Below are 24,635 nucleotides of genomic sequence, written 5' to 3'. Positions count from 1 at the left end.
AAGAAAAGCACCGCCTAGTTTGAAGTAGAGTAAGTTGTTTGCTGCATAAAGCCGCCTAGGTTATTCCACCAGTCCTGTCCGTTCAATCCCCTCGACGAACCATCGCTGGGCAATCGCGTACACAACCAGCACAGGCATGATAATAAGGAAGGAAGCCGCCATTTTGATAGGCTCGGCGTAAATGCTGACGCCCCCTTGCGCAGCCTCCGCATTCAGCGATGCGGCAAGCTTGGCTAAGCTGATGGACAGCGGAACCTCCTTGGAGCCGGACATATACATGGACGGCAAATAAAAGTCGTTCCAGTTCCAGACAAAGGAAAACAGGAACACGACGATGATCGCCGATTTGGAGATCGGCAGCATCACCTTGAAGAAAAAGCGGAAAGCATTGGCGCCGTCCATGCGCGCCGCCTCCTCCAGCTCCTTGGGCAGGGTGGAGAAGAACTGCCGGAAAATGATGACGAACAGCGCCCCCTTCAGTCCATGTCCGAACAAGGCGGGCACGATCATCGGCAGAAAGGTGTTCGCCCAGCCGAACTGCTTGAACATCAGAATCGACGGAAGGATCGTCAGCTGGGGCGGCAAAATAAACGTAAACACGAGCGCGCCGAACCACAGCTTTTTGAACGGAAACTCCAGCCGGGCAAAGGCGTACCCTGCAACGGCGCACGAAATGATCTGCAGCACAGCTACGGACAGCGAGATGGTCAAGCTGTACCAGAAGCCGGTGCTGTATTGCAGCAGCCGGAACGCCTCCTCAAGGTGCCCCGTATAGATTGACCGGGGGACCCAAATAACGGAAGGGTCGAGCATATTGGATGCATCCTTCACCATCGTGCCTACCATGTACAGAATCGGCTTTACATAAATAAAGGCCGTGTCGATAAGAATCAAATACAGGAACAAACGGAACAGCAAGCCTTGATCCGCCTCTTTGCCGAGCAGCAGCCTTCCTGCGTCAAAGCTTCGTTCCTTGACGGCATTTCCCCAATGCTGCCAGCGGATGTTCTGCGTGGACAATGGAAGCCTTTTAGCCATAGCTGCCTCCTCCTTTCTTTACCCTTTGCCGCCGAACGCTTTATCTACCCGGCTAAAGACGAGCAGAACCAGACCGATGAACAACAGCACAATAACAAAATAAATCCATGCCAGCGCGCTGGACAATCCGTAATTGGTCGTATTGACCTTGCTGATGATCGGGTTGGAAGGAAACGTGAACAGATCGATAACGGTAAAGATCATGTTCAGGAATAGAAACGGCACGAGACCGGGCAGCGTAATTTTCCAGAACGTATTCCAAGGATCCGCCCCGTCGATCCGGGCCGCTTCATAAACCGAGGAGGCAATGGTTTGACGGCCGGCCAGAAAAATCAGAATTTGCACCCCCGAATACCATAAAACCAGCACAAACGAGCTTAAGACATGGTTAATCGGTTCGGCCCAAGAGGCCGGGATGTAGTCCTGGATAAAATATTGGATGTGCAGCGAATCTACGAAGGACAACGAGCCTTCCCCCTGCTGAATGAACTCCATCATAATTTGTCCGGAGGAGAAAATGACCGGCAGGAAGAAGAGAATCCGAAACAGCGTCCTTCCCCAAAACTTCTGATTCAGCAAAATCGCCACCATCATCGAGAAGATCAGAATGATCGGGATCATCACAGCCGCTTCCCGCAGGAAAGGGATCAGGCTGTCATATAGAAGCCCCCCGTCGGAAAATAAGATTTCCCGGTAATAATCAAAGCCGTTGGGCACCGTTTCAATGCCGCTGACGGTTACCTTAACCCGATGAAAGCTCATATAGAGCGAGAAGCCTAGAGGGAATGCGACGAAGGCAAAAAAACCGACGATCCAAGGCGTTATAAATAAGGTGCCTTCCAGCCTGCGAAGCGTGGAAGCGTGCAGCTTGAGCGCTCTCACGGATGGCTTCCCCCTTTCAGCACGATAAAATCCTGGGCAGGTATGCGAATGCCCGCTTCCGCATAAGGCTCCGTATTGTAATTCACGATCACCCGCTGGCCTCCGGCATAGACCGTCTCTCTTACGTTCGGCGCAAGGGACCGATGACCGACAATGAACTGCTCTTGCACGTCGCCGAGCGCTTCGTTAAACCGTACATACTCGTCGGACGCCTCCTGCAGCCAGTCATGGTAATCCATGCTGTAGTACCAGATGGAGTAGGCCCCCTTCATCGTATTGGAAGGAGCGGAAGTAAATACGTAGGCCGGATAGGCTCCGTATTCGATGCTTCGCAGAAATTCATCGCGGTTCTGCTCTCTTTCATTCGACCACTGCGACGTATAGGTCAGCAGCCCGTGAAGGGCGATTTGGGTGAAAGGACCGATTCATCCACGAAAATATCATAAGAATACGTATCGGCTAACCGGTGAATATGTCCGATTTGATCCCATGCGTAGAAGTTCGCATTCTCGACACTGACGCTGCCGAGCGCTTCTCTCGTCTTTTGCAGAATCGCGCGCTGGCTTTCAAGCACCGCATGGCCGTTGCCGCATACCGGCTGTTGTAGTCGCTGTTCAAATATTGCCCGATGCCTTCATTGAAATAAATACCGTCGGCCCCCAGCGCTTGATACTGCTTCAAATCTCTGACGACCAGCTCTTCGGTGCGCTTAGGGCTGACGAGTGTCGTCATCTCCCGGTTCGCGGGATTCTCATATTCCAGCACCGTGCCCGCCAAATCCCGGATGCCGTCAAGGATCGGCCAGAAGCCGTCGCTTCCGTTGCTGTTCAATGTATAATTAGCGGTCAGGTTTACCTTAATTTGCTGCGAATGCGCAAATTCGATGAACCGTTTCATCCCCTCATTGCCGCCCAGCCTGGAATCGACCGGGAACAACCCTCCATAGGAGCTGTAGCCCCCATCCTGCCAGCCGGCGTAGTTGACCGTCATATTGCGGATTCCCTTGGCGGTAAGATCCTGTATCAGCTGAGCCGCCTCGTCCGTCGTGGTGCCTTGTAAATATTTATCCCACAGCAGGCCTTTCTTGATATCGGCTCCGATCAAATCTACGTAAAAAGGAACCTGGCTGCCCTTGGCCGCAAGCGGCTTCAGGCCTTTTTCCTGCATAAGGTAGGCGCGGTACTTCGATGCCATCGCCGTATAATCCGCCGCTCCCGAATCCAGCAAATAATACCGGGCTGCGCGTTCCTTAACACCGAACCGCTCTTTACTGTAGGTGAAGAAGCCCGTTTCGCCCTTTTTGCTGGTGCTCTGAAAATATTTGGTGCGGTACTGCCATTCCGGCGTCACCCAGTTATATTGGCCGAAGGCCCCGCCGGGCGCAGCGAACAGCTTGCCGTATTCCTCCCCGGATACCATCACGCCGACAAACGCCTGTTTTCCCGCCTTCAACCCAAACACGGGCAAGCGCAGCGGGTTCCGGTCGGTCTGCTCGTTGAAAAAGGCGCTGTCCGGTCCATAAACGTTCGCACGGTAAAAGGACTTATCGTTGATCAGATTCGGCTTGAAGCGAATCAGCGCGCCGGAGCCGTCGGGGATCACGATGTACCCCTCTTCCCCCTCCTGGTAGGGCTCGGCGCCGAACAGAGGAAACAGCTTTAGATTCAGCAGGCTCAGCTTGCCTTCCTGAATTTCCGGATCGCGGACCACCGTCTCCACGTAGTCGTCCTTCAGCCTGACCTCCACCGGGATGCGAAACTGCGTCCCTGTGAAGTTGTACACCGCCTTAAAGCCGGTGGCGGTCGTCTGAAATCCCTCCAGCGTGCCTTTATCCTCCAGCCAGCTGACGATTTTGGCCTGGGACTTGGCATTGGACGCATCGATATATTCCAGCATCACCGGGGACATGAGATTGTTCCGCCAATTGCCCGTTATCGTTTCCTTCGGCCAATAAGCAGGGTCGGGATACGACCGCCATACTTGCCCGGTTTGCTTGCTTTCCGCCTTAAAGTGCCCCGTCTTCTCGTCCACCCACAGCTTTAACTGCGAAGATTCCGCAATGACGCGGAAGCCCGCTTCGTCCGGCAAGGCCAGCTTCGGCGGCGCCGATGCGGGCTGCGGATGGGCTGCCGCCGAACCGGATGCTGCGGCAGGCTTTGCCGCACCCGCGTCTGCGGATGCCCCCGGAGCTTTGCCAGCCGGCTGATCCGCCGCATAGATCGGAGCGCCTCCTTTTGCCTGTCCCCACAGGTAACCCGCCGCCAGGACAAGCGCCAGCACGGCAGTCAAACTATAAAGGATGCGCTTGGTTCCCCAGCGTTTCATCGGATCGTCACCTCCTGAAATACGGAATAGCAAAAGTCGGTTAATTCTTTGGTCAAGCCTATGGTAATGAACACCAGCAGGCCGAACACGCTCATCGTAAACAAAGACATTACGACATTGGCCGCAGTCTCTCCGACACTGTAATTGTGCATGCTCTGCACCTTCCAGAAGAGCAGCAGGCCGATCCATACGAAAACAGCTGCGTACATAAAATGATAGATCGCACTCTCGTTAAGCGTCATAGCGTTCGAGATGAGCGTCAGCGGAAGTCCGACAAGAACTAAAGGAAAGAGCGAATAGCAGCTGCCGTACACGACATCCCTGAACCGCCCCTCGCCACGGTAAATGGCGCTGATCAAATAGTTGGAGACAGCCCACACCAGCCATAGGACGACAAATTGAATCGAAACGGTCAGCAGGCTCACTTCCAGAATAATACCCGGATTGAATATAAAGCTGATCCCTGCCCGCATGATGCAGTACGATGCCAAAGCCAGCACGAATAAAATAAGACTGCTCTGCCAGCCGGCTTTATTCTCGTGACGCAATGCTGCGAACCCGTCGATCGGATGCCTGAGAATATAGAATGCCTGCTTGAGCTGCACGGCCAGCAAGGACTCGGTTCGTACAGCCGTCCGGGGGCGGCGGGTTCTACGGAACCGCTGGATTCCGAACACAACGATCGAGGCGGCAATGGCGATGTTCATCAGCAGACCGAAATTTTGCTGAAACCACCTCAGCCGGTTCTGCCATAACGCATCGGAATAGCCCTGCACATAGCCGGCCTCGAGAAACAGCGCCTGCGCCCGCTCATATTCGCCTTTTTGGTAAGCCGCCTTGCCCAGCCCGATCAGTGCAGGCGTATAATACGCGTTTAACCGGTTCGCTTCTTTCCATGGACCTTCGCTCTCGGCATACTTTCCTTCCAGCATCAAATGATTCGCGCGGTGCACCAGCGCCCCGAATTCGGAGAGGCTGAACTTCTGCACCAGATTGTTTTCTCCGTCCAGAATAAACAGCTCGCCCTTGGAATTGCTCGCAATAGCCGCAGGCGTCTTAACGACGCCAAGCTTCGTGGTAACCGCTTCGCCGTCTCCCCACCAGAAGAACAACAGATTCCCGTTGCTGTCATACTGGTTGACAACCTTCTGCTTCGCATCGATTACGGTAATATTCCCGTCCGGGTCTACGGTTAAATCCGTCAGCACGGGGACGGCATCCGTATAATGGGCAAAGGCGATTTCGCCGAACGTCGTCTTCTCCCCGGGCACGGCAAACTCGCCCTTGCTTGCCAGCTGATCCAGGCCCGCGATATTCAGCTTCTTGATCTGCCCCGTCTCCGTATCGCTGGACACCGTATAGATCAACCCGTCCCGGTCTGCCGTCACACTGGCGACGGAGCCCGGCAGCTTGCTGATTTCCCGCTGATACATTTCCCGGGTATAGACCAGCCTTTTGAACATGTCGATCAGCGAGAAGCTGGTCGTATTGGCGCCGAAGAAGCCTTGAAACTGTCCGTCCGGATCAAGCTGCACCAATCCCTGGTAGCCGCCGAGCGAAGTAATGCACAGAAACCCGCGCTTGTCAACCACCAGCTTCACCGGATCGAATTTAAACGACTCGGCTAAAAATTTAGAGTCCGGCCGCTTGAACTCGCGGATCAGCCTGCCGTCCCGGTCCAAACGGACGACCCGCTGGTTGCCTGTATCCGCGATATAGATATCGCCGTTCTCTGCGATGAACAAGCCCTGCGGTTTATTCAGCGGGCTTTGCTTCAGATCAAGGATGCGGATCAGCCGCCCCTGGGGATCCAGATGCACGATCCGGTTATTGCCGGTATCGGCTATGTACAGTTCATCCTTTCCGTCGATGAACAGATCCTGCGGCTGCTTGAGCGGCGAAAATTGCTGCTGGCCCGGCTTTTTGGGGTCGTCGGCATAAATTTCCCGCCCCAGCGCTCCCGCCGGATTGTACGCCGATTGAGTCCAGACGAGCTGCTCGTAGCCGTCCTTATAGGTCGTATGATAAGGCGTATAGGCCCACGCCTTGTTCTGCGCCTGCGCGACGACCGATACGGCAAGCGCAAGCGCAACGGCAGCAAGCTTAAGCGCGATGCGGTGAGTAAACCATGGACGCAACCTTCTCCCCCCTCTCTGTATAGCTCGTTGAAGCCGGGCGGCCCTAAGCCGCCAGGCCTTACTTGATCCCCGAATGGGCCATCGTAGCGATAACCTTGCCCTGCAAAAACAAAAAAATAAGCAGGTTAGGCACGAACATAATCAGGGCAGCCGCAGCGGCCGCACCCTGACGCGCCACAATGTTCGCCTGGTTATTGGTCAGCGTCGTCAGGAAGAACGGGAAATTCTTCATCTCGTCATCCTGCATGAACAAGGACGAGGTTTCCACGTTCCCCCAGGCATTCTGAAAGGTCAGAATGGCAACGGTAGCCACCGCAGGCATACATACCGGAATGACAATCCGCAAAAAAATGCGCACTTCCCCTGCGCCGTCGATTTTGGCCGCTTCCAGCAGCTCGTTCGGAAGCTGATCGATAAACTGCTTCAGCAGGAACACCCCGACGGGCATGGCAAGCAGCGGAAGCACGTGGCCCCAATACGTATTCATAATTCCCATATGGCTCACGACGAGGTACCTTGGAATCTGCATGACCTCCGGGGCAAACATCAACGTCAAAATAATTAGCGCGAACACGTAACGGTGGCCCGGAAACTTATGCTTGGAGATCGGATAAGCGCACATCGCGCTGACCAAAGTAACCCCGATTACCGCTGCAGCGGTGATGACGGTACTGTTAAACAAATACCTGGATAACGGCACCGTCGAATTCGCCGCGACCAGCATCAGCTCGTTGAAGTTCTGCAGTGTCGGCTCCCGCACAATAAAGTTGGGCGGGTACACGAACAATTCATGATAAGGCTTCAGCGCATGATTGATGATATAGACGATAGGAAGCAGCATAAATGCAGCCAGCACGGACAGCACGACAATAAGAATAAGCTGGAAGCCGTCCACACGGACGAGCCGTTTCAAGCTTCTCGGGTAAAACCGGTATGCGGCAGGCTTCATCATTCATCCTCCTTGGAGCCGAATAACGCCCAGCTGAGCTTGTTGGACAAGTACATCAATAGCAGCAAAAACACCGAAATGGCTGACGCGTAACCCATTTCAAAACGGATAAAGCCGTAATCGTCGATATGGTTGATGATAAGGTGCCCGGCGTATTCCGGTGTCGGATTCGTCCCCGACAGCTCTACGCCGATAGCCCCCGCCTTGAAGGTGGACACGATAGCCATGACCGCTCCGAACAGCATCTGCGGCTTCATCGAAGGGATCGTAATAAACCAGATCTCCTGCAGCCTGCTGCCGATGCCGTCCAGACGCCCCGCTTCGTAAAGCTCCTTGTTTACGTTCAGAATTCCGGCCAGCATAGCCAGAAAGCCAACCCCCATACTCGACCAGAGAGTCACCACAATCATCGAGTTCATCAAATATTCTTTATCGGTGACCCACAGCTTCGGCACATCCAGAATGCCCAGCTGCAGCAGGATGCTGTTCAAATAGCCGATCCGGCCCCCGTCAGCATAGGCAGCCAGACGATCGACATCGCAATGCCTATCGTCAGAGAGGGCGTATACATCGCAAGCGCGAACCATCTGCGCAGCGCGTCGGGCAGCTGGGTAATGAGCCAGGCCAGCAGGAAGGATGCAAAGTATCCGCCCGGCCCGACAATGAGCGCGAATTGAAACGTATTCGGCAGCGCATATTTCAGGAAGAGCAGGTCCTGCGATATCAGGTACTGATAGTTTTGCCAGCCGATAAACCGTGGCGGCTCAATTGCATTGAAATAGGTAAAGCTCAAGCCTATCGCTGCGAGAACGGGAATGAGAATAAAAGCGACGAAGGAAAACAGGAACGGCGCAATAAACAAATAGGAGATGCGGTAAGACCATATGTCAGCAAGCAGACTTTTGACATAAGAACGTTTGCGGCGCTCCACCGCCTCTTCCGGCGCCCTCCCCGCCGTTACGCCGGCATTGGATAGTTTACTTAACATAGGCCTCCACTCCTTCCCATGGTTTATTTACCGCCGGTAAATCCAACGTTTTGAGCGTATGCCCCTCGGGATCGACGAACCCGAATTCCTGCTGCTTGCGCCTGAGCTCCCGGTCGATATCCAGCACGGCCGTCTCCAGCGAAGAACGGTAATTCATGCCGTCGACCACGGTCCGAAGCCATGCGTTCTTCATCTCCCTCTCCAGGAAATATCCGCCGGGAAGATTCGGCACGTCCTTGTACCAGCCCCACTGCTTCAGAATGACATTGGCATCCTCGCGCTTCCAGGGGAGCTGTACGAACGCTTCGACACTGGACGTATTCCAGCGGAAGGCCGGACCGTTCACCGCCTCGATATCGTTGCCGTAGCGAGCCTGCACCTCCGGGGAAATCCACCATTTCATAAATTGCCACGCCTGCTCCTTCTTCTTGGACGCTTCAAAAATAACGCCTGTGCGCTGGCCGCCGCCTGCCCACCGCGCAATCGTGCCATCCGGCTGCACGACGCCGGGAATTTCCGCAATGCCCCAGCGCCCGCTCAATTCAGGGGCTGTCGACGCCAGCTGGACGTACATGTTGTAATCGGAAACGCCTATCGGCATGGTGCCTCTGCGGAAATGCTGATAGAAGCTCGGCACTTCCTTATCCAGCGCATAAATATTGAATAAATCGGTCCATTTCTTGAAAGAAGAGAAGCCTTCCGGCGTATTGAGGGCCGTCCCCAAACCGTCCGGTTTAAAAAATTCAGAGCCGTTCTGATAAAAAAACGGCGTATAATCCTTGGAATTCAATTGAAAGTTAAGCCCGTGCTGCTGCAGCGTCGGAAGCATCGCATGCACCTCGTTCCACGTCTGCGGCACCTGCAGCTTCAGCTGCTTCAGTATATCTTTTCGATAAAAAAGCACCTGGAACGATTGCGTCTCCGGTATGGCGTAATAGCCTTTATTATAGTAAAGCGGCAGCCAGGAGCCCGGACTGAACTGCCGGTACAGCTCCGGAAAATCAGGGAAACGGGACAGATCGACGACGCTTCCGCGAATCGCATAATCGACCGGCAAATCCTGCGTCAGCCCCAGCGCAACATCGGGCTGGATGCCCGCCGCATTGGACATGACCAGCAGCTGCGGAGTCGGCAGCAGATTGACCTTAACCTTGATCCCCGTATCGGGCGTGAACCATTCATCGGACAGCTGCTGCAGCTGGTCCACGTAGTCCCGGCCCCGCTGCACCCATACGTTCAGCACCTTGTCGTCCATCCGGCTTAATTGGTTCCGGCTTTGAAACGAGTAAAAGAAGTTCGCGACCACGCCCGTGATCTCAGAAACCCAGGAGGCTTCCATCTTCGGAAAAGCCTTCTCCAGCGGAGCGACATAAATTTCATCGAGCTGAAGCGGCTGCTGAAGCAGCGTTTCAATAAAATTACTAATCTTCTCATTCATACTAGTAATCTGATCCGCATAGTAGGGAATATCATCAAGCTTCTCCAATAGCTGTGCAATATCTTGAGCCGATGTATCCAAGCCTTGACTGATGCTGTCTTTATCTCCATTGACCGCCTGCAGCTGGCCCGACAGCTCCTTCATCTTGCTCGCCGCCTTGACCAGCCGCTCCTGAAGATCGGGCAGATCCTGGCTTACCTTCCACGTCCGGTTCCGGTCTACAATGCCTCCCGTCAACGACCGCAAATCCTGCTCAATCAACCGCAGCTGGCCCGACAGCTCATCGATCCCGAGCAGCACAGGCTTGAGCGGTGCATGGGTTACTGCAAGCGAGAGGGTATGCGTCCCCTTTTCCAGATAAAATGCGAAAGGCACCTTCTCCTTGTCTTCCAGGACGTTTCCCCTCCAGCCGGAGCCGTAAGGGAAACGGTAGGCCAGCATTTCCTCGAACGGGACCTTCCCGTCTATCCGCAGCGTCCGGAACGACGCTTTCTGGGAAAATTGATCCTGCAGCGAACGCAGCGCCAGCTTATAGGCTCCGGTCTCCGGAATATCGAGCGTCCACGTAATTTCCTGATTCTGATACAGCCACCGTTTGCCGCCCACGGTGTTATAGGTAATTCTACCTTGCGCCAAAGGCACCGTTCGCGGGTCCGTGTCGGAAAACAGCTTGATCGACGTGTCGTTCTTATACGCCAAGTCTTCCGCCTGCAGCGTCTGCACCTCCGCCTGGACCGGCGCGGTTTGCGGATAGCCGGCAAGCGCGTCTTTATAAGCCGGCACCTGCTCCGGAGGCGTCAGGGAGATCGACTCCAGGGCGACAGGCTCGCTGCCATTCAGCCGGATCGTATGCACCCCGGCGGTCAGATGCCATTGCAGCGGATGGGCGTACGCCCCTTCCGAATCGATCAGCGGCTTCACCCTCCAGGCCGCAGCTTCGGCAGAACGGGGACGCACCTCGTCTCCGTCGTCGTTTTTCCCTATCGGGCGGGCATCCTTCCATTCACGATACAGCGTAATGGACGCGGCCTCCCGGAATGGATGCCCGCCGTCCAGCGTCACATCCCATAGGATCGGATTGCCGACTCCCTTGCCCGCGAGCGGCAGATAAGAGGTCTGCATTTCGTACAGCCCCTCCGTCTTCACATCCACAGTATACTCCACCCAGCTGGGCCGATTCCCTTTCCACTGCAGCACATTCGGCTTGCCGCCGCTCTCCCCGACTTGAAACTCGCCGGTGTCCGAGCGGGCAGAGAACTGCGCTGCGGGAATATGCAGCGTCGCGGACGCCTGCGGAACGCCCTTGCTCTGCCACTGCTTCAGCTGGTCCGCATAGTACGGCTCGGTATCCGCCGCCAGCACGTCTGCCGGGGAACCGCCTTGCGCCGCCGCAGCTTTCGTCTGCGGAACGGCCGCAGCCGTTTTCCCCGCAGAAACGGCCGTCCCTGCGGCATCGGCAGCCTGCACCGGCTGGCTGCCGGTAACAAGCAGCGCTGCGGCAAGACCAAGCAATCCCAGCCGTTTATGTGCAATGTTGAAACGTAATGACAACAATCGTAAACACACCCTTCCCCATGCCGGAAGCAGGCCCTTACTCAGTAAATCGGACCCCGGTATCTCTATGGAAAAATAAAGCTTTGGTCATATCCAGGGCTATATTGACTTTCTCATTCTCCTGATAATGAAACTGCGGCTGTACCCGCATTACCAGCGGCTTATCCTGACCGATATCCATATGCAGGAAACGATCCGCTCCCATCAGCTCGCTGAACTTGTACAAGCCGGTGACGATGGAATCGGAGTACAGCTCTTCCAAATGAACGTCCTCCGGCCGGATGCCTAACGTCACGATCCGGTTCACCTGCTTATGCTTCTCGAGAATATGGGCGCAATCCTCGGGCAGCTCCAAGGAAAAGCGGGACATGGAAAATTCCAGCTTGCCGGGGACCGATTCAATAATCCGCCCCTCGATAAAATTCATCTGCGGGGAGCCGATGAAGCTTGCAACGAACGTATTATTCGGGTACCGGTAAATCGTCTCCGGCGTATCCGCCTGCTGGATGATGCCGTCTTTCATCACGACGATCCGGTCGCCCATTGTCATTGCCTCTACCTGGTCATGCGTAACGTAGACGAATGTCACGCCAAGCGCTTTGTGCAGCTTAATGATCTCGGTGCGCATCTGCACCCGCAGCTTGGCGTCCAGATTAGAAAGCGGCTCATCCATCAAAAATACTTTCGGATTGCGGACGATAGCCCGCCCCAAAGCGACACGCTGCCTTTGTCCCCCCGAAAGATGCTTCGGCTTCCGGTCCAGATAGGGCTCAATCTCCAGCACGCGGGCCGCCCGCTTGACCGCCAGATCGATCTCATGCTTCGGCAGCTTGCGCAGGCGCAGCCCGAAGGCGATGTTCTCATATACGCTCAGATTCGGATACAGCGCATAATTTTGAAACACCATGGCGATATCCCGGTCTTTCGGGGGCAGGTTGTTCACAAGCGTATCTCCGATGTAGATCTCGCCCTCGCTTACATCCTCCAAGCCTGCGATCATGCGGAGCGTGGTCGATTTGCCGCAGCCGGACGGACCGACAAACACCAGAAATTCCTTATCCTGAATGTCCAGATGAAAATCCTTTACTACGGCCTGCTTGTCTTTGCCGTATCTTTTATACAAATGGTTGATCGTAATTCCCGCCATAGGAGACTGCCTCCTTTTTACGATGAATGGATGGATGAGCCGGCGTTCGCTCCGACGCCAGCTCCAACGCTTTCCTGCGATGCCACGGCATCGATCTCCGCAAGCTCCTCTGCGGACAGCTTCTCCTCAATGCGCAGCAGAGAATCCAGCACATGCTTGGAGTGCGAAGCGCCCAAGATGGCCGACGTAATATGCGGCCTGCTGACGACCCAGGTCAAGGCCAGCTGCGCCAGCGACCAGCCTTTGCGCTCTGCGATACCCTTCAGTCCCTCCACGATGCGGAAATTGCGCTCCTGCTCCAGCAGCGCCTGCAGCCGCTTCTCGCCCGCAGCTCCGCGCGTGCCTTCGGGAGGCGCTTGATCAAACTGGTACTTGCCTGTCAGCAAGCCGCGTCCTAACGGACTGTAGACAATGACGCCCACGCCTTCGGAGGCGGCAAAGGGCAGCAGCTCCTGCTCGATTCCCCGGGAAATAAGACTGTATTCCGGCTGCACGCTCTCGAAGCGGTGAAGGTTCAGCTGATTCGAGATGCCATGGGCCTTGGCGATTTGCCATGCGGCATAGTTGGAGCATCCTATGTATCTCACCTTGCCTTGACGCACCAGGTCGTCCAGAGCCCGCAGCGTTTCCTCCAGCGGCGTTCCTTCGTCAAACCTGTGGACCTGGTACAAATCGATATAATCGGTTTGCAGCCTTCTCAGGCTGTTTTCCACAGCGCGGAAAATATGATACCGGCTCTGCCCGGCATCGTTAGGCTCAAGCCCTACCCGTCCGTGCACCTTAGTGGCCAGAATGATGCGGTGCCTGCGCTCTCCAAGCAGGCGGCCCAGAATCGCCTCCGACTGTCCGGATTCCAGCGGATTGCTCCGGTCCAATGCCGTGCCGTACACATCGGCCGTATCGATCAGATTAATACCGGCATCCAGAGCCGTATCCAGCACCTCCGCCGACTGCTTCTGATCGATCCATCGTCCGAATGCCATCGTGCCGAGACTGACCTCGGATACCTTCAAGCCTGTTCTGCCTAATTTGCGAAAAGCGATACTCATGCTCTAACACTCCTTTTATTGGGTATGAACTCCTGCCTATACGGCAGCTATGTCCTGCGAGGACTGCCGTCTCTCCTCCAGCTTCCTGCGGACGGCCGGGATCAGGGCATTTCCCGAGATCGTGGCTTCCTCCAGGTTCGGATAGCCGGACAGAATGAACGAGGAAATGCCGATATTGATGTACTCCAGGAAGCGGTCCGCGACCTGCTCCGCCGTGCCTACGAAAGCCATGGCGCCCCCGCCCCGGATCGTGGACAGCCCGGCTCAGAAGTTGGGCCCGATCACATAGTCGTTGGCGGCCGCCTGCCGGCGAACCCGGTTTTGCCGCTGCTGGCCTTCCGATTCCGCCTGAGCGAAGCGATGCTCGATTTCCTGCACCGCAGCCGGGTCCGCATTGCTGATAATCAGCCTGGCGGCCACCCACGCCTCCTCCTCGGTATCGCGGATGACGACCTGCGCTCTCAAGCCGTAGCGGATAGGCCGGTCGAGCCCCTGCGTTCTCCGCAGCACCTCGCGGTGATGCTCGACCTCTTCGATCTGCTCCCGAATCCAGTCGAGCGGCTCCGCCCACATGAGATACACATCGGCGATTTCCGCAGCGGTCGGTTCGGCACGCCGGAGAGCTGCCCCCGAAGTAAAACGGCGGATGCGGACGCTGAACCGGCGGCGGATAGCTCACTCCGCCTTCCAATGAAACATGCTTCCCCTGGAAGGTGACAGGCTCCACCTCCTTGGCTTTACTCAGATTGCCCAGCTGCTGGCTGCCTTCCGCTCCATGCGACTGGATCCACAGCTGCCGGACCACTTTAATATATTCAAGGGTCCGTTCATACCTCGCGTCTTTGTCCCAAGCGAGCGGGTCGCCCATCGCCTTCATATCCTCAGGCGAGCTGCCTGTCACGATATTGAATAAGGCTCTGCCTCCCGTCACCTCATCCAAAGTCGCTCCCATCCGCGCAGCCAGCGCAGGGGCAATCAGTCCCGGACGCATAGCGATCAGCGGCTTGAACACTTGGGTATGTGCGGCCAGCGTCGCTCCCATAATCCAAGCGTCTGTGCACGCGCCTCCCGTCGGAATGAGCGCAAATGTGTAGCCCGCCTCTTCTACGGCTTGCGCCACTTTAATCATGTAGGCCGTATCGACCACCCGCTCCGGCTTGACGCCGATGTATGGGCCATCGCCCCGAGTAGGCATATACCAGCTGAATTCAGGCTCCTGCAGCCATAGCTGAATCACTCCTTCCCCTGTTTTACATGTCAAAAAAACACAACAAAAATGTTGTGCTTTTCCAGTCGACTGGTCAGAAGCATTTATACCGATAATTTCTATTGGAATTATTTGTTTTTGATACTGTATCACAGCATGGTTCAAGCTGACAACCATTTTTTTAATTTTTTTCTATAATTTAACTCGATTCAAAGTTCGGAGACCTTTGTAAGCCTGACTTTAACCGTTTGAAGCAGAGCGCAGGTGTTCGCCGTACGCATTGGACGGACGGGCCAAGCCAAGGTTCTCTCTAAGCGTGCTGCCCTCGTAGGCGGTACGGAACAAACCCCTGTTCTGCAGCTCAGGAATCACCTTATCGACGAACGCCTCCAATCCGCTCGGATACAGCTGCGGCATGACGTTAAAGCCGTCCGCCGCCCCTTGCTTGAACCACTGCTCGATCACATCCGCCGCCTGCAGCGGCGTCCCTGTAAAGGTCAAATGTCCCCGCGCTCCAGCCAAACGATGGACCAGCTGCCGGATCGTCAAGCTTTCGTTCCGTGCCAAATCCAGTATCAGCTGATGGCGGCTTTTGTGCCCGTTCACTTCTTCCACGCTTTTTGCAATATGCAGCGGTACCGGATCGTCCAGCCAGTAAGCCGATAAATCGGTCCCAAACCGCTCGGACAGCCGCTTAACCGCGGATTCCGTGCTGGTCAGCCGGTTTAACTCCTCCTCCAGCTCCCGGGCTTCCGCCTCGGTATCCCCTAAGATCGGGCTGAAGCCGGGCATGATTTTCAACTGATCGTGCGTTCTCCCGTAGCCTGCCAATCTCGCCTTGACATCGGCATAAAAGGATTGGGCGCTCGCCAAGGTTTGATGAGCCGTAAAAATAACCTCGGCCGCCTTGGCCGCCAGCTCTTTGCCGCTCTCGGAAGATCCGGCCTGCACGAGCACCGGGTATCCCTGCGGAGGCCGGGGAATGTTCAGCGGGCCTTTCACCGAATAATACCGCCCTTGGTAATCGATTTCATGCACCTTGCCGGGAGCGATTTGGATACCGGCTTGTTTATCGTGTACGAGAGCGTCATCCTCCCAGCTGTCCCATAAGCGCTTGGCAATTTCCACGAATTCCTCGGCATCCTCATACCGTTCCGAATGCTCCGGATGCTCCTCCCGGCTGAAGTTAAAAGCTGCCGATTGGGCTCCCGTCACAATATTCCATCCGGCACGCCCCCCGCTGATATGGTCCAGCGAGGCAAACTTGCGGGCGACATGAAAAGGCTCGTTATAGGTCGTTCCGACGGTAGCGATTAATCCGATCCGCTCCGTCACCATGGCCAGCGCGGATAATTGCGTAAACGGCTCCAGCTTGTTCGCTCTGCCTGCATACCCATCCGCGAGAAACAGCGAATCCATCAGCCCCCGTTCCGCCGTCTGGGCCAGCTGCTGCGAATAGCGGATATCCAGATTCAGCTCCGGGCGGGAAGACGGATGACGCCAAGACGCCTCGTGATGCCCGCTTCCAAATAAAAATGCATTCAAATGCAGCTTTCTTTGATTCGATGCGTTCATAGTCAAAGAACACCCCTGCTTTCATTAATTTTTAGAGAAAATATGGAAGCGTGCCTTATAGTGATAAATAACCAATTACCAATGACAAATGGCGAATGACAAATGATGAATGACAAACCTATTGCCTCCAGCGCTTTGCGGACAACCGTGCTGCCACGGATACTATTGGACGGCGGCATCCTGCCGTTCCCGCCGGGCTACAATGCGCCCCGCCCGCTCGATCGCTCGATTGTTCACCGCCCCTCAGCATTTGATTGACGAGACGCGCCCGAACTCTCCGGTCAAACGGTCGAGCTGTGTGAGTGAAGCTGACCATGCCAAGGCACCGGGTAAAAGCTGCCTGCTATTCGAATCAGGGGCATCGCTCCCGATATGCCGAACCGAACCAAGTCTGGCGGCAGCGCTGGCTTTCCGGGCGGGACGTATATTCGAAAGCCGGTACTTGAGCCAAGCCATCAACAGAAAAGCTTCTATAATCTGTTCAACTAAAAAAACACAACAAAAAAATGTTGTGTTTTTCCAGTGGTCTGGTCAAAAGGGGAGCGCAAAAAAAAGAGGCAATCACCTTCACCCCCATCGGGTAAAAAATGATTGCCTCCAGCTATCCGGTGGACAATATAATTCCGATAATTCTTATAAACTTAATTAATATTGACATTCTATCATCGTACAGTCAGAGAAGTCAAGCTTCATTTTACCCTTGCATGCCTCCAGGGCGCCCACCAATTCCAATCCCCCATCAGCTTCATGAGGGAAGGCACGACGACTAGCCGGATCAGCGTAGCGTCGATAGCAATCGCCGTTGCAATGCCAATGCCAAGCTGCTTCACGCCGACGACCTCCCCGAAGGCAAAGGGAGCGGTAACGGCAATCATGATGGCCGCCGCGGATGTGATAATCCCGCTGGTCGATACCAGTCCTTCCCGGATGGCGGCTTCATTATTCCCGCTCCGTTCATAGCTCTCTGCCACGCGGGAAAGCAGGAAGACGCCGTAATCCATGCTGATGCCGAAGACAAGTCCAAAAATAAACAGCGGAATCATGATTGCAATGTCATTCGGCTCGATGCCCGGACCGCCCTGCTGAAATAAATGGGTCAACAGGCCGAAAGCTGCCCCGAGACTAAGGAAATTCATCGCAAGCGCCTTCACCGGAAGAAGCACGGAACGGAAGGCGCAGGCCAAGGCCGCATAGTTGCTGACAATGATGAAAAACAATGCTTTAGGAAAATGATGCTTGAACGCATCGAACACTTCCTGCTCATATTTCGCTTCCCCTCCCGCATAATAAGGAAGCGCCGCAGTACGTCCCATCCGTTCCTGCGTCCTGACCCACTCCATTGCCTCCGCAGAACCCGGCGGCGCGTGCAGCGTCACCTGAACCAGCAGCCTGCCGTGCTGGAAGAAAGGAGCCAGCGCCTGGCGGTACTGCGGATTCGAAGTGGCTAGAACCAACTGCTCCGGCATAAGAGACCGCTGTGAAAACACGGAATCGACCCGTTTCACCGCAGGGTTCGCCTCCCAATGCTGTACAAGCCTGTAGGCTTGCTCCCAGCCCTGCCTGCCCGGCAGCAATCCTCCCCCGTCTAGCCGCACAACCATGTAAACAAGAGAAGCAGTGAAAGGTTCAAAGCGGGATTGGTACGTCTCCATCGCTTGCCTTGCGGCGTTCCCTTCGGGCAATGACGCCGCATCTGGAATTGCGAGGTTCATCTGCTTCAGCGGCAGCAGGCAGGCCAGCAGCAGCAGCGATGACAGTATAAGCATGCGGACAGGCCGCTTCATGACTGTATCCGCCCAGCGTCCCCACCCGCCTTCACGCCTGGAGCGCCGCTTTCGCTTCGCCTCCTGCTCAAGCGCAGGCCCGCAGATCACCAGGAGCGCAGGAAGCAGCGTAAAGGTGACCAGGGTGGAAACGGCCACTACCGCCATAGCGCTTATAGCCACAGTGGTACATAACGGAAGCGGTATCCATAGTACCCCTGCCAGGCCCAGCAGCACGCAGCCGGCGGAGAAAAGCACCGCTTTGCCCGCGGTGGCCATGGCAGTGCGGAGCGCACATTCCGAGCAGGCCCGGGGCCCTCCCAGTTCTTCCCGAAACCGGCTGACCACCATCAAGGCAAAATCGATACAGAGCGCCAGCCCTACCATCGGCACGACGTTCAGCACGAAGCTGGACAGCTCAATGCGCATGCCGACGCCGTACAAAATCCCCATGGTCCCCGTAACGGCCAGCATGCCCATAATTACCGGGAGCATGGCGCTCAACCAGCCTCCAAAGGCGAGCCACAGAATGAGAAAGGCCGCCGGCAGACCGAGCAGCTCCGCCTGCTCCAAGTCGTGTCTGCTGGCCCGGTTGACTTCCTCCTGAATCGCCGCTTTCCCGGTGATCGCGACAGACATGTCCTGCTGGCGGGGCAGCCTGTCCCTCAGCGCGGTCAGCACTGCCTCCATCTCGTAAGGATTTTGCTCGAAGGCAAGCAGCGCATAAGCGTAATTGCCCTCGAGCATGCCTTCCTGCTGCAGAGGCGACCAAATATCGGATAAGCCGGCGACGTCTTTCACCCCGTCCAGCGTTTGCCCGATGAACCGGCGGAATAACGGGTCGGGTATGCCTGGCTCCTTCTCAAATACGAGAATGACAGGCGCGTCGGGTATGCGGAAATCCTCCGCCAAAACCTGTTTGACATAAGCATACGCCCCGTTTTCCGGCGTCAGACCGTGATCCTTGAGCACGCTGGGCAGCTGGAGCGCAAAGAAACCGGTGACAATAAAAAAAGCCGTCCAAAACGCAATCAACGTTCTCGGATAGCGAAGAGGTAAAAAAGTGAGCCAGCGCAGCACGGGCGGCATGTTCATCCGCGCATCGTGCCGCCGGGAGGGCCGACTCGTGGGATACGGCGCCGATTCCCGCAGCCGCGCCGGATGTCCCGCAAGCCCCGGCGGCTTGTTCGCTCCGGCCACGCCCCGGGGAGGGCCGCTCGTGGGATGCGGCCTCGCCGGCTCGGACCTCTGCGGCGCCGATTTTGGTAGCCGCGCCGGATGCTCCCCAAGCTCCGGCGGCTTGTTCGCCCCAACCTCGCCCCGGGGAGGGTCGCTCGTGGGACGCGGCCTCACCGGCTCGCACCTCTGCGGCGCCGATCCCGGCAGCCGCGCCGGATGCCCCGGCTCCCGCGTCCGGTTCGGCTTCTGCACCTGTTCGCTCGACCTCGGTTTGAACACGGTCATCGAACCTCCCCGCCCCTACAGGCCGCTCTCCTTCAGCCGGGTCGCTTCGGACCAGGCCTGCCGCCAGCTGCGGCGACAGCCGCGCAAGCTCCATCAGCAGCCGCGGCAGTACAGGCAGGTCGCCGAGGCGATGAAGGAAGCGGCCCCATCTTAAGGGCCCGCTAAATTCCCGGACAATCGCCTGCGTATATCGCTCCCGCCACTGGCTTTCCTTCAGCTCGCCTCGGAGGAAGCCGTCGGCGAGACCGGCGCACAGCTGGGCGGAACGCAGCGCCATCGTCATGCCGTCGCCGCACAGCGGCGGGATCATCAGCGCCGCATCGCCCACATGCGCGCAATCGCCCCATGGCGCAGGCCGCCCACTAAGCAGCACCGGCGCTACCGCCGCCTGCGTGCCCGGGCCCGGCACCGCCGATGCCAGCCTGCCGCGCAGCTCGGGATGCCGCTGAGCCGCCTGACGAAGCAGGCCGAGAACCGAACGGTCGGCCCCATCGTCCTGCACCGCTTCCTGCCTCAGCAGCGCACATACGTTGACTTCTCCCCCTTCTACAGGAGAGATGCCGATGTAGCCGCCCGGGAAAAAATACAGCTCGACAGCCTGTCCGCTATCCAGCCCGGTAAAATGCGATTTGACTCCGACATAAATCGGCTGACGCGGCACCCGCCTCGATCTGCGGCGTTCGCCGGATGCCGCCGCTGACGGAGCCAAACGCGGATTCGTCCCCCAAGCGCCAATAACGGCTCTGGCGCGCAAAGCTTCCGTGGAGCCGCCGCACCGCGTCTGAAGGACGGTGCAGCCCGGTTCCTCCGAAGCGGATAGCGACAGGACGGCCGTGCCCGTCCGCACCTCGGCGCCGGACCGCACTGCGGCCTCATGCAGCGCCTGGTTCAGCGCAAAGCGGCTGACGCCCAGCGCAGCGCCGGGCAGCTCGACCTCTATCCCTTCGCTTCGCGGCAGCATCAGCCGCGCGCTTTTGATTCTGGAGGGCTGAAGCGCTTGGACATCCTCCTTCAGCCCGGCGGCATGCAAAATACGGCGGGATTCCGGAGATAAAAATTCTCCGCACACCTTATGACGCGGAAAAGACTGGCGGTCGATCAGCACCGTATCCCAGCCGCAGTCCGCCATCATTTTGGCCAAGCAGCTGCCCGCAATTCCCGCCCCTACAATGACGACATCCCGGATTTGCTTCATGGCTCCGCTCCAATCACGACCGTGTAGCGAAATAACGGTCTCCATTGATAAATAAAAAATCCGGCTCCCAAGGCCTCCCGTAACTGACGCCAGTCTGCGGCCGTAAAGCCTTTGGCTACGGATAGCGGCCCGTCATGACGGATGTACCGGTTGCGCGATACAATCCTCGTCGCCGCCCATACCGCCGTCCAGGCAAGCCAATGCCTGTGAATATCGCCGAGCACTACGCCGCGCGCAGATGCCCGAAGCATGGCGGCAGCAACGGCCGGAAGCGCCTCCGCGGTAAAATGATGCGCAAATTGCGTTCCGGTAACAATATCCGCACTGCCGGGCTCCAAGGCGAACAGATCGCCCTGGAGCACCCGGACCCGAGGCTCGTCCCGGTAAAACCGCCTGGCTTCCGCACACGCCTCCTCGGTCATATCCGTCAGCGTGATGCAAAGCTCAATGCCTTCCGCATCGGCCCAGCGCAGCAGCGCCCGGTTCACATCCCCGGACCCGCAGCCGATATCCAGCAAGGTGAGGCGCTCCGGCCGCCCGGCCCGCTCCCACAATCGACGGACCCCGTGCAGAGTCGGTCCGGCGGCGGCAAACAAGCGGTTCAGCCGGCGGAGATGCCTCAGCGCCTCGGTCAGCTCCGGCCCGCCTGCTGTAAAATCATCCATCAGCTCCGCCCGGACGGCTCTTTGCTTCAAAGGCTCAAGCATAAGCATCCTCAAGCGGCACGGACGCCGTCACCCCGGCGGAAGGCAAATAACGGAAGCGGGCCAGCTCCGCGGTGAGCCCCGGTCCAAACGCCAGCGCGATGCCTTCCTCCTCGCAAGCCTTCCGCTCGTCCAGCTTCCGGCGCATCTCCTTGAGCACGAACAAAATTGTGACTGAAGACATATTACCATATTGTCTAAGCACGCCGCGGCTGAAGGCAACCTGTTCCTCCGAAAGGCCTAAGCGGGTCCTGCAGCGCGTCCACAATGCCTTTTCCTCCCGGATGAATCGCCCAGAGGCCGGGCGGCGCAGCGTGATCGAGCCAGTCTTTCAACAAAGGCGGAACGCCTTCCCCGATCCGCTTGGGAATGTTCGGCGACAAATACAGGTCGAAGCCATGGTCGCCCACCTCCCATACCATTTCCTCCGCATAGTCGGGCAGCAGCACGGAACGCTCTTCTCCGAGCTGGAACATCCCTTTGTCCCGGAGCTGCGTACGGCCTACCACACAGGCAGACGCGCCGTCTCCGAAGAAGGAAGCCGCATATAACTGCTCCCGCTCAACAGACGCCTGCAGATGAAGCGTACACAATTCGACGCAGACGATCAGCACCTTCGCGCTGTGTTCCGCCTTGACGAATCGGCTTGCCAGGGCAATCGCCTTAAGCCCTGCGGCGCAGCCGAGGAAATTTAAAGGAATCCGGGTGACTTCCCGGGATAAGCCCAGCTCGGCGGCAAGAACGGCATCCATCCCGGGAAGAAACTGGCCGGTGCAGCTGACGGTAATCAGATGCGTAATCGCCGAAGGCTCTACGCCGCTGTCCTGAAGCGCCTCGCAAGCCGCACTCAAGCCAAGCGGGACGGCTTCCCTCTTAAATACCGCCATTCGCTCGGCGGTAGAGGGCACGTCCTCTGCAGGCGTGCACGGCGTATAGCGGCACTGATCCGCCGGCTGCAGCAGCTCGGGCAGGACCGTGTAGCGGTTTTCCACCCCGCACTGCTTGAAAATCCGCTTCGCCCAGCGCATGGCATCCGGGTGATCCTTCAATGCCTCCGCGAGCCGCTGCGCCGTCTCCGTCTGCTCGATCCGAAATGGAGGCAGGGCCGTGCCTAATCCCAGCACTGCAGTGCTTTCAGCAGCACTCTTCATCCTATGGCTCCTCCTTTTGAATGGCATGGAATAGGAACTTTCTCTCCCGCGTTCTCTTTCTAAATAGGAAAATACGATTAAGACAAGTCTATTCCCTGCAAGAACCGCTTATGAATATAAAAAAATTTCGAACGTCAAAAAGGGCCGGCAGAATCATCGGCTGGCCCGCAGTCGGAGCGCGGTGTCCCCGCAATAAAGGAGCTCAGCGCACTTTTTTTACCACCTAATAATGGTTCAAGCGTCAGCGCGGTAAACACCAAATCCTATCGGCGGTAAATCGTTATTGAACGCTGAACGCGGCCGAACCTTTCTGAGAAGGACAACGATAGACGTTTGTCTCACGCTGCCTCCCGTATTTAACACGCACCTTCATAAACTTTATACCTTTGCCGTCTCCTTGACGGCTTCCAACGGTCTTTTCGCGGGTCCCTCAAGCACCTCGCCCTGATACGAAAACCGGGAGCCGTGGCACGGGCAGTCCCATGATCTCTCCCCTGCGTTCCATTCCACCTCGCAGCCCATGTGCGTGCATGTCGTATCGACCAGGTGCAGCTTTCCCTGCGGATCGCGGTAAGCACCCGCTCTTTTTCCGTTCACGCGAACAACGCCGCCTTCATCGTTACCCAGCTCATCCGGCGAATGCATCGGCATCTCCAGCTTGCCTTTTACGAAATGCTTGGCCACATCCGCGCCCTCCACAACCAGATTGCGCAGACTCGGATCGGCATGAAAACGGGAGGGACGGAACAATTCGGCGTACGGGCTCTTCTGACCCGTGACCTGCTTGCTTAGCAGCTGTGCAGCAGCGATGCTTGTTGTCATGCCCCACTTTTTATAGCCTGTCGCAACAAGCACCCGATGCGTATTGTCCGTTGCAGGACCGATATAAGGCAGCTTATCCAATGAAATCAAGTCTTGGGCAGACCAGCGGTAAGCTATATTCTGTATATCGAAAAACTGCTGTCCGAACGATTGCAGTGCTTCATAATACCGGATCGTACAGAGGCCCTGGCCCGTCTGATGGTTCTCGCCCCCGAGCAGAAGCAGCTCTTCCCCGTTGATGCGCACCGTTCTTATAGAGCGTTTGGGATCCTCTGCGCTCAGATACATCCCCTTAGGCTTCTTGACGCCTTCTCCCGCCTTTACAGCCAGTACGTAAGAACGCTCCGCATGCAGCTTGGCGAAATACAATCCGCGCGCGCCGTAAAAAGGAAAATGCGTACACGACAAAACATGGCCGCAGTGGATTTTATGCCCCCGGCTCGTCACAACGGTCTGCCTGCCGTTCCCGTCTTCCTCCACCGTCATCGCTTCCGTATGCTCATAAATGCGGACCCTTTGCGGGTCAGCTGCTCCACCAATGCCGAAAGAAAAGCGAGCGGATGGAATTGGGCCTGCTTGTTCATCACCACAGCTCCGATCACCGGCAGCGGCAGCTGCGTTTGCTGAACATAGGAGCCGGGAATGCCCAGCTTCTCATAAGCCTCGAATTCTTTAATTATCTTCGCCTCAGATTCTTTCGAGGCTGTATACACGTATGCATCCTCTTCCGTATAGCCGCATGAAATTCCATGCTTGCTGACCGTGCTCCCGATCCATTGCAACGCTTCCGTATTCGCCTCGTAATAAAGCTTGGCCTGCTCCTGTCCCAAATGTGCGATCAGCTCGTCGTAGATTAAATCATGCTGCGCCGTAATTTTGGCGGTCGTATGGCCGGTCGTTCCGTTCAGAATGCGGCCCGCATCAAGCAGTGTAACCTTCACTCCCTGCTCAGCCAGCAAATAAGCGGCGGCGATCCCCGTCATGCCTGCGCCGACCACCGCTACGTCCGTTTGAATATCCTCCTGCAGTGCGGAAAAACCAGGGAGGGACGCAGAGGCAAGCCAATAGGATTGCGGGTACTGAGGAAGCTCGTTTGCATTGTGCTGCTGTGTCATTTTACAACCTCCTTGTTGAGCATGTTTTTGCATAATATAGCCAGTTGAGGATAGATTTATCCTCTTCCATGCTCTTTATTTACCCCGATCCAGGCTGCCTTGCTTCCCTTCCTTTCGTGCCTTCGATTCCA

General features: G+C 56.7%; 17 protein-coding genes and 4 pseudogenes. 1 reads left to right on the top strand and 20 read right to left on the bottom strand.

Translation table 11 applies throughout. From position 1 onward, the window contains the following. Positions 1-60: 60 nt before the first annotated feature. The 14 genes and pseudogenes from ACHHV8_RS08275 to ACHHV8_RS08210 form a co-directional block, all read right to left on the bottom strand. Positions 61-1,038, bottom strand: a complete 978-nt coding sequence (locus tag ACHHV8_RS08275; protein ID WP_395157851.1) for a carbohydrate ABC transporter permease — start codon at positions 1,036-1,038, stop codon at positions 61-63. 18 nt (positions 1,039-1,056) lie between these two features. Next, positions 1,057-1,920 (bottom strand): carbohydrate ABC transporter permease, encoded by an 864-nt coding sequence (locus tag ACHHV8_RS08270; protein ID WP_395157850.1) that lies wholly within the window; start codon positions 1,918-1,920, stop codon positions 1,057-1,059. Continuing rightward, positions 1,917-2,494, bottom strand: a pseudogene (locus tag ACHHV8_RS08265) (DUF5696 domain-containing protein). The gene ACHHV8_RS08270 and the pseudogene ACHHV8_RS08265 overlap by 4 nt, the downstream one beginning before the upstream one ends. Then, positions 2,380-4,245 (bottom strand): DUF5696 domain-containing protein, encoded by a 1,866-nt coding sequence (locus tag ACHHV8_RS08260; RefSeq protein WP_395157849.1) that lies wholly within the window; start codon positions 4,243-4,245, stop codon positions 2,380-2,382. Before ACHHV8_RS08260 ends, ACHHV8_RS08265 begins: the two are co-directional and overlap by 115 nt. Beyond that, positions 4,242-6,383 (bottom strand): YIP1 family protein, encoded by a 2,142-nt coding sequence (locus tag ACHHV8_RS08255; protein ID WP_395157848.1) that lies wholly within the window; start codon positions 6,381-6,383, stop codon positions 4,242-4,244. Before ACHHV8_RS08255 ends, ACHHV8_RS08260 begins: the two co-directional genes overlap by 4 nt. A gap of 58 nt (positions 6,384-6,441) precedes the next feature. After that, complete coding sequence (locus tag ACHHV8_RS08250) at positions 6,442-7,335, bottom strand: carbohydrate ABC transporter permease (RefSeq protein WP_395157847.1); 894 nt, start codon at positions 7,333-7,335, stop codon at positions 6,442-6,444. Continuing rightward, positions 7,332-8,320 (bottom strand): annotated as a pseudogene (locus ACHHV8_RS08245) (carbohydrate ABC transporter permease). The gene ACHHV8_RS08250 and the pseudogene ACHHV8_RS08245 overlap by 4 nt, the downstream one beginning before the upstream one ends. After that, entirely contained in the window at positions 8,310-11,312 is a 3,003-nt protein-coding gene (locus tag ACHHV8_RS08240; protein WP_395157846.1) for an extracellular solute-binding protein, read from the bottom strand. The pseudogene ACHHV8_RS08245 and the gene ACHHV8_RS08240 overlap by 11 nt, the downstream one beginning before the upstream one ends. Positions 11,313-11,349: 37 nt before the next feature. Next, complete coding sequence (locus ACHHV8_RS08235) at positions 11,350-12,459, bottom strand: ABC transporter ATP-binding protein (protein ID WP_395157845.1); 1,110 nt, start codon at positions 12,457-12,459, stop codon at positions 11,350-11,352. A 17-nt stretch (positions 12,460-12,476) separates the two neighbouring features. Further along, the gene (locus ACHHV8_RS08230) at positions 12,477-13,508 is read right to left on the bottom strand and encodes an aldo/keto reductase (protein WP_395157844.1); all 1,032 of its coding nucleotides are present in this window, start codon (positions 13,506-13,508) and stop codon (positions 12,477-12,479) included. Positions 13,509-13,544: 36 nt separating this feature from the next. Continuing rightward, entirely contained in the window at positions 13,545-13,739 is a 195-nt protein-coding gene (locus tag ACHHV8_RS08225) for a hypothetical protein (protein ID WP_395157843.1), read from the bottom strand. 33 nt (positions 13,740-13,772) lie between these two features. Further along, entirely contained in the window at positions 13,773-14,081 is a 309-nt protein-coding gene (locus ACHHV8_RS08220; RefSeq protein WP_395163452.1) for a hypothetical protein, read from the bottom strand. 103 nt (positions 14,082-14,184) lie between these two features. Further along, positions 14,185-14,637, bottom strand: a pseudogene (locus ACHHV8_RS08215) (LLM class flavin-dependent oxidoreductase); the annotation flags it as partial. Between the two features lie 318 nt (positions 14,638-14,955). Beyond that, a complete protein-coding gene (locus ACHHV8_RS08210) occupies positions 14,956-16,290 on the bottom strand; it encodes an LLM class flavin-dependent oxidoreductase (protein ID WP_395157842.1) in 1,335 nt (444 codons plus the stop codon). Between the two features lie 102 nt (positions 16,291-16,392). Here ACHHV8_RS08210 and ACHHV8_RS08205 point away from each other — a divergent pair, with 102 nt between their 5' ends. Then, positions 16,393-16,548, top strand: a complete 156-nt coding sequence (locus ACHHV8_RS08205) for a hypothetical protein (protein ID WP_395157841.1) — start codon at positions 16,393-16,395, stop codon at positions 16,546-16,548. Between the two features lie 431 nt (positions 16,549-16,979). On the opposite strand, the gene ACHHV8_RS08200 is transcribed toward ACHHV8_RS08205, so the two are convergent. The 6 genes and pseudogenes from ACHHV8_RS08200 to ACHHV8_RS08175 form a co-directional block, all read right to left on the bottom strand. Continuing rightward, on the bottom strand, positions 16,980-19,025 hold the full coding sequence (locus ACHHV8_RS08200) for an MMPL family transporter (protein ID WP_395157840.1): 2,046 nt from the start codon (positions 19,023-19,025) through the stop codon (positions 16,980-16,982). After that, on the bottom strand, positions 18,916-20,712 hold the full coding sequence (locus ACHHV8_RS08195; protein WP_395157839.1) for an NAD(P)/FAD-dependent oxidoreductase: 1,797 nt from the start codon (positions 20,710-20,712) through the stop codon (positions 18,916-18,918). The genes ACHHV8_RS08200 and ACHHV8_RS08195 overlap by 110 nt, the downstream gene beginning before the upstream one ends. Then, entirely contained in the window at positions 20,709-21,419 is a 711-nt protein-coding gene (locus ACHHV8_RS08190) for a methyltransferase domain-containing protein (protein WP_395157838.1), read from the bottom strand. The genes ACHHV8_RS08195 and ACHHV8_RS08190 overlap by 4 nt, the downstream gene beginning before the upstream one ends. Then, positions 21,412-21,684: a hypothetical protein gene (locus ACHHV8_RS08185; protein ID WP_395157837.1), complete on the bottom strand. Its 273-nt coding sequence runs from the start codon at positions 21,682-21,684 to the stop codon at positions 21,412-21,414. The genes ACHHV8_RS08190 and ACHHV8_RS08185 overlap by 8 nt, the downstream gene beginning before the upstream one ends. Then, positions 21,614-22,567, bottom strand: a complete 954-nt coding sequence (locus tag ACHHV8_RS08180) for a type III polyketide synthase (RefSeq protein ID WP_395157836.1) — start codon at positions 22,565-22,567, stop codon at positions 21,614-21,616. The genes ACHHV8_RS08185 and ACHHV8_RS08180 overlap by 71 nt, the downstream gene beginning before the upstream one ends. A 381-nt stretch (positions 22,568-22,948) precedes the next feature. Continuing rightward, a pseudogene (locus ACHHV8_RS08175) lies at positions 22,949-24,372 on the bottom strand (NAD(P)/FAD-dependent oxidoreductase); the annotation flags it as partial. Positions 24,373-24,635: the final 263 nt, after the last annotated feature.

It is taken from the genome of Paenibacillus sp. TAB_01, assembly GCF_043945595.1.
Taxonomy (GTDB): Bacteria; Bacillota; Bacilli; order Paenibacillales; family NBRC-103111; genus Paenibacillus_S.
This window is presented reverse-complemented; position numbering and strand designations above follow the sequence as displayed.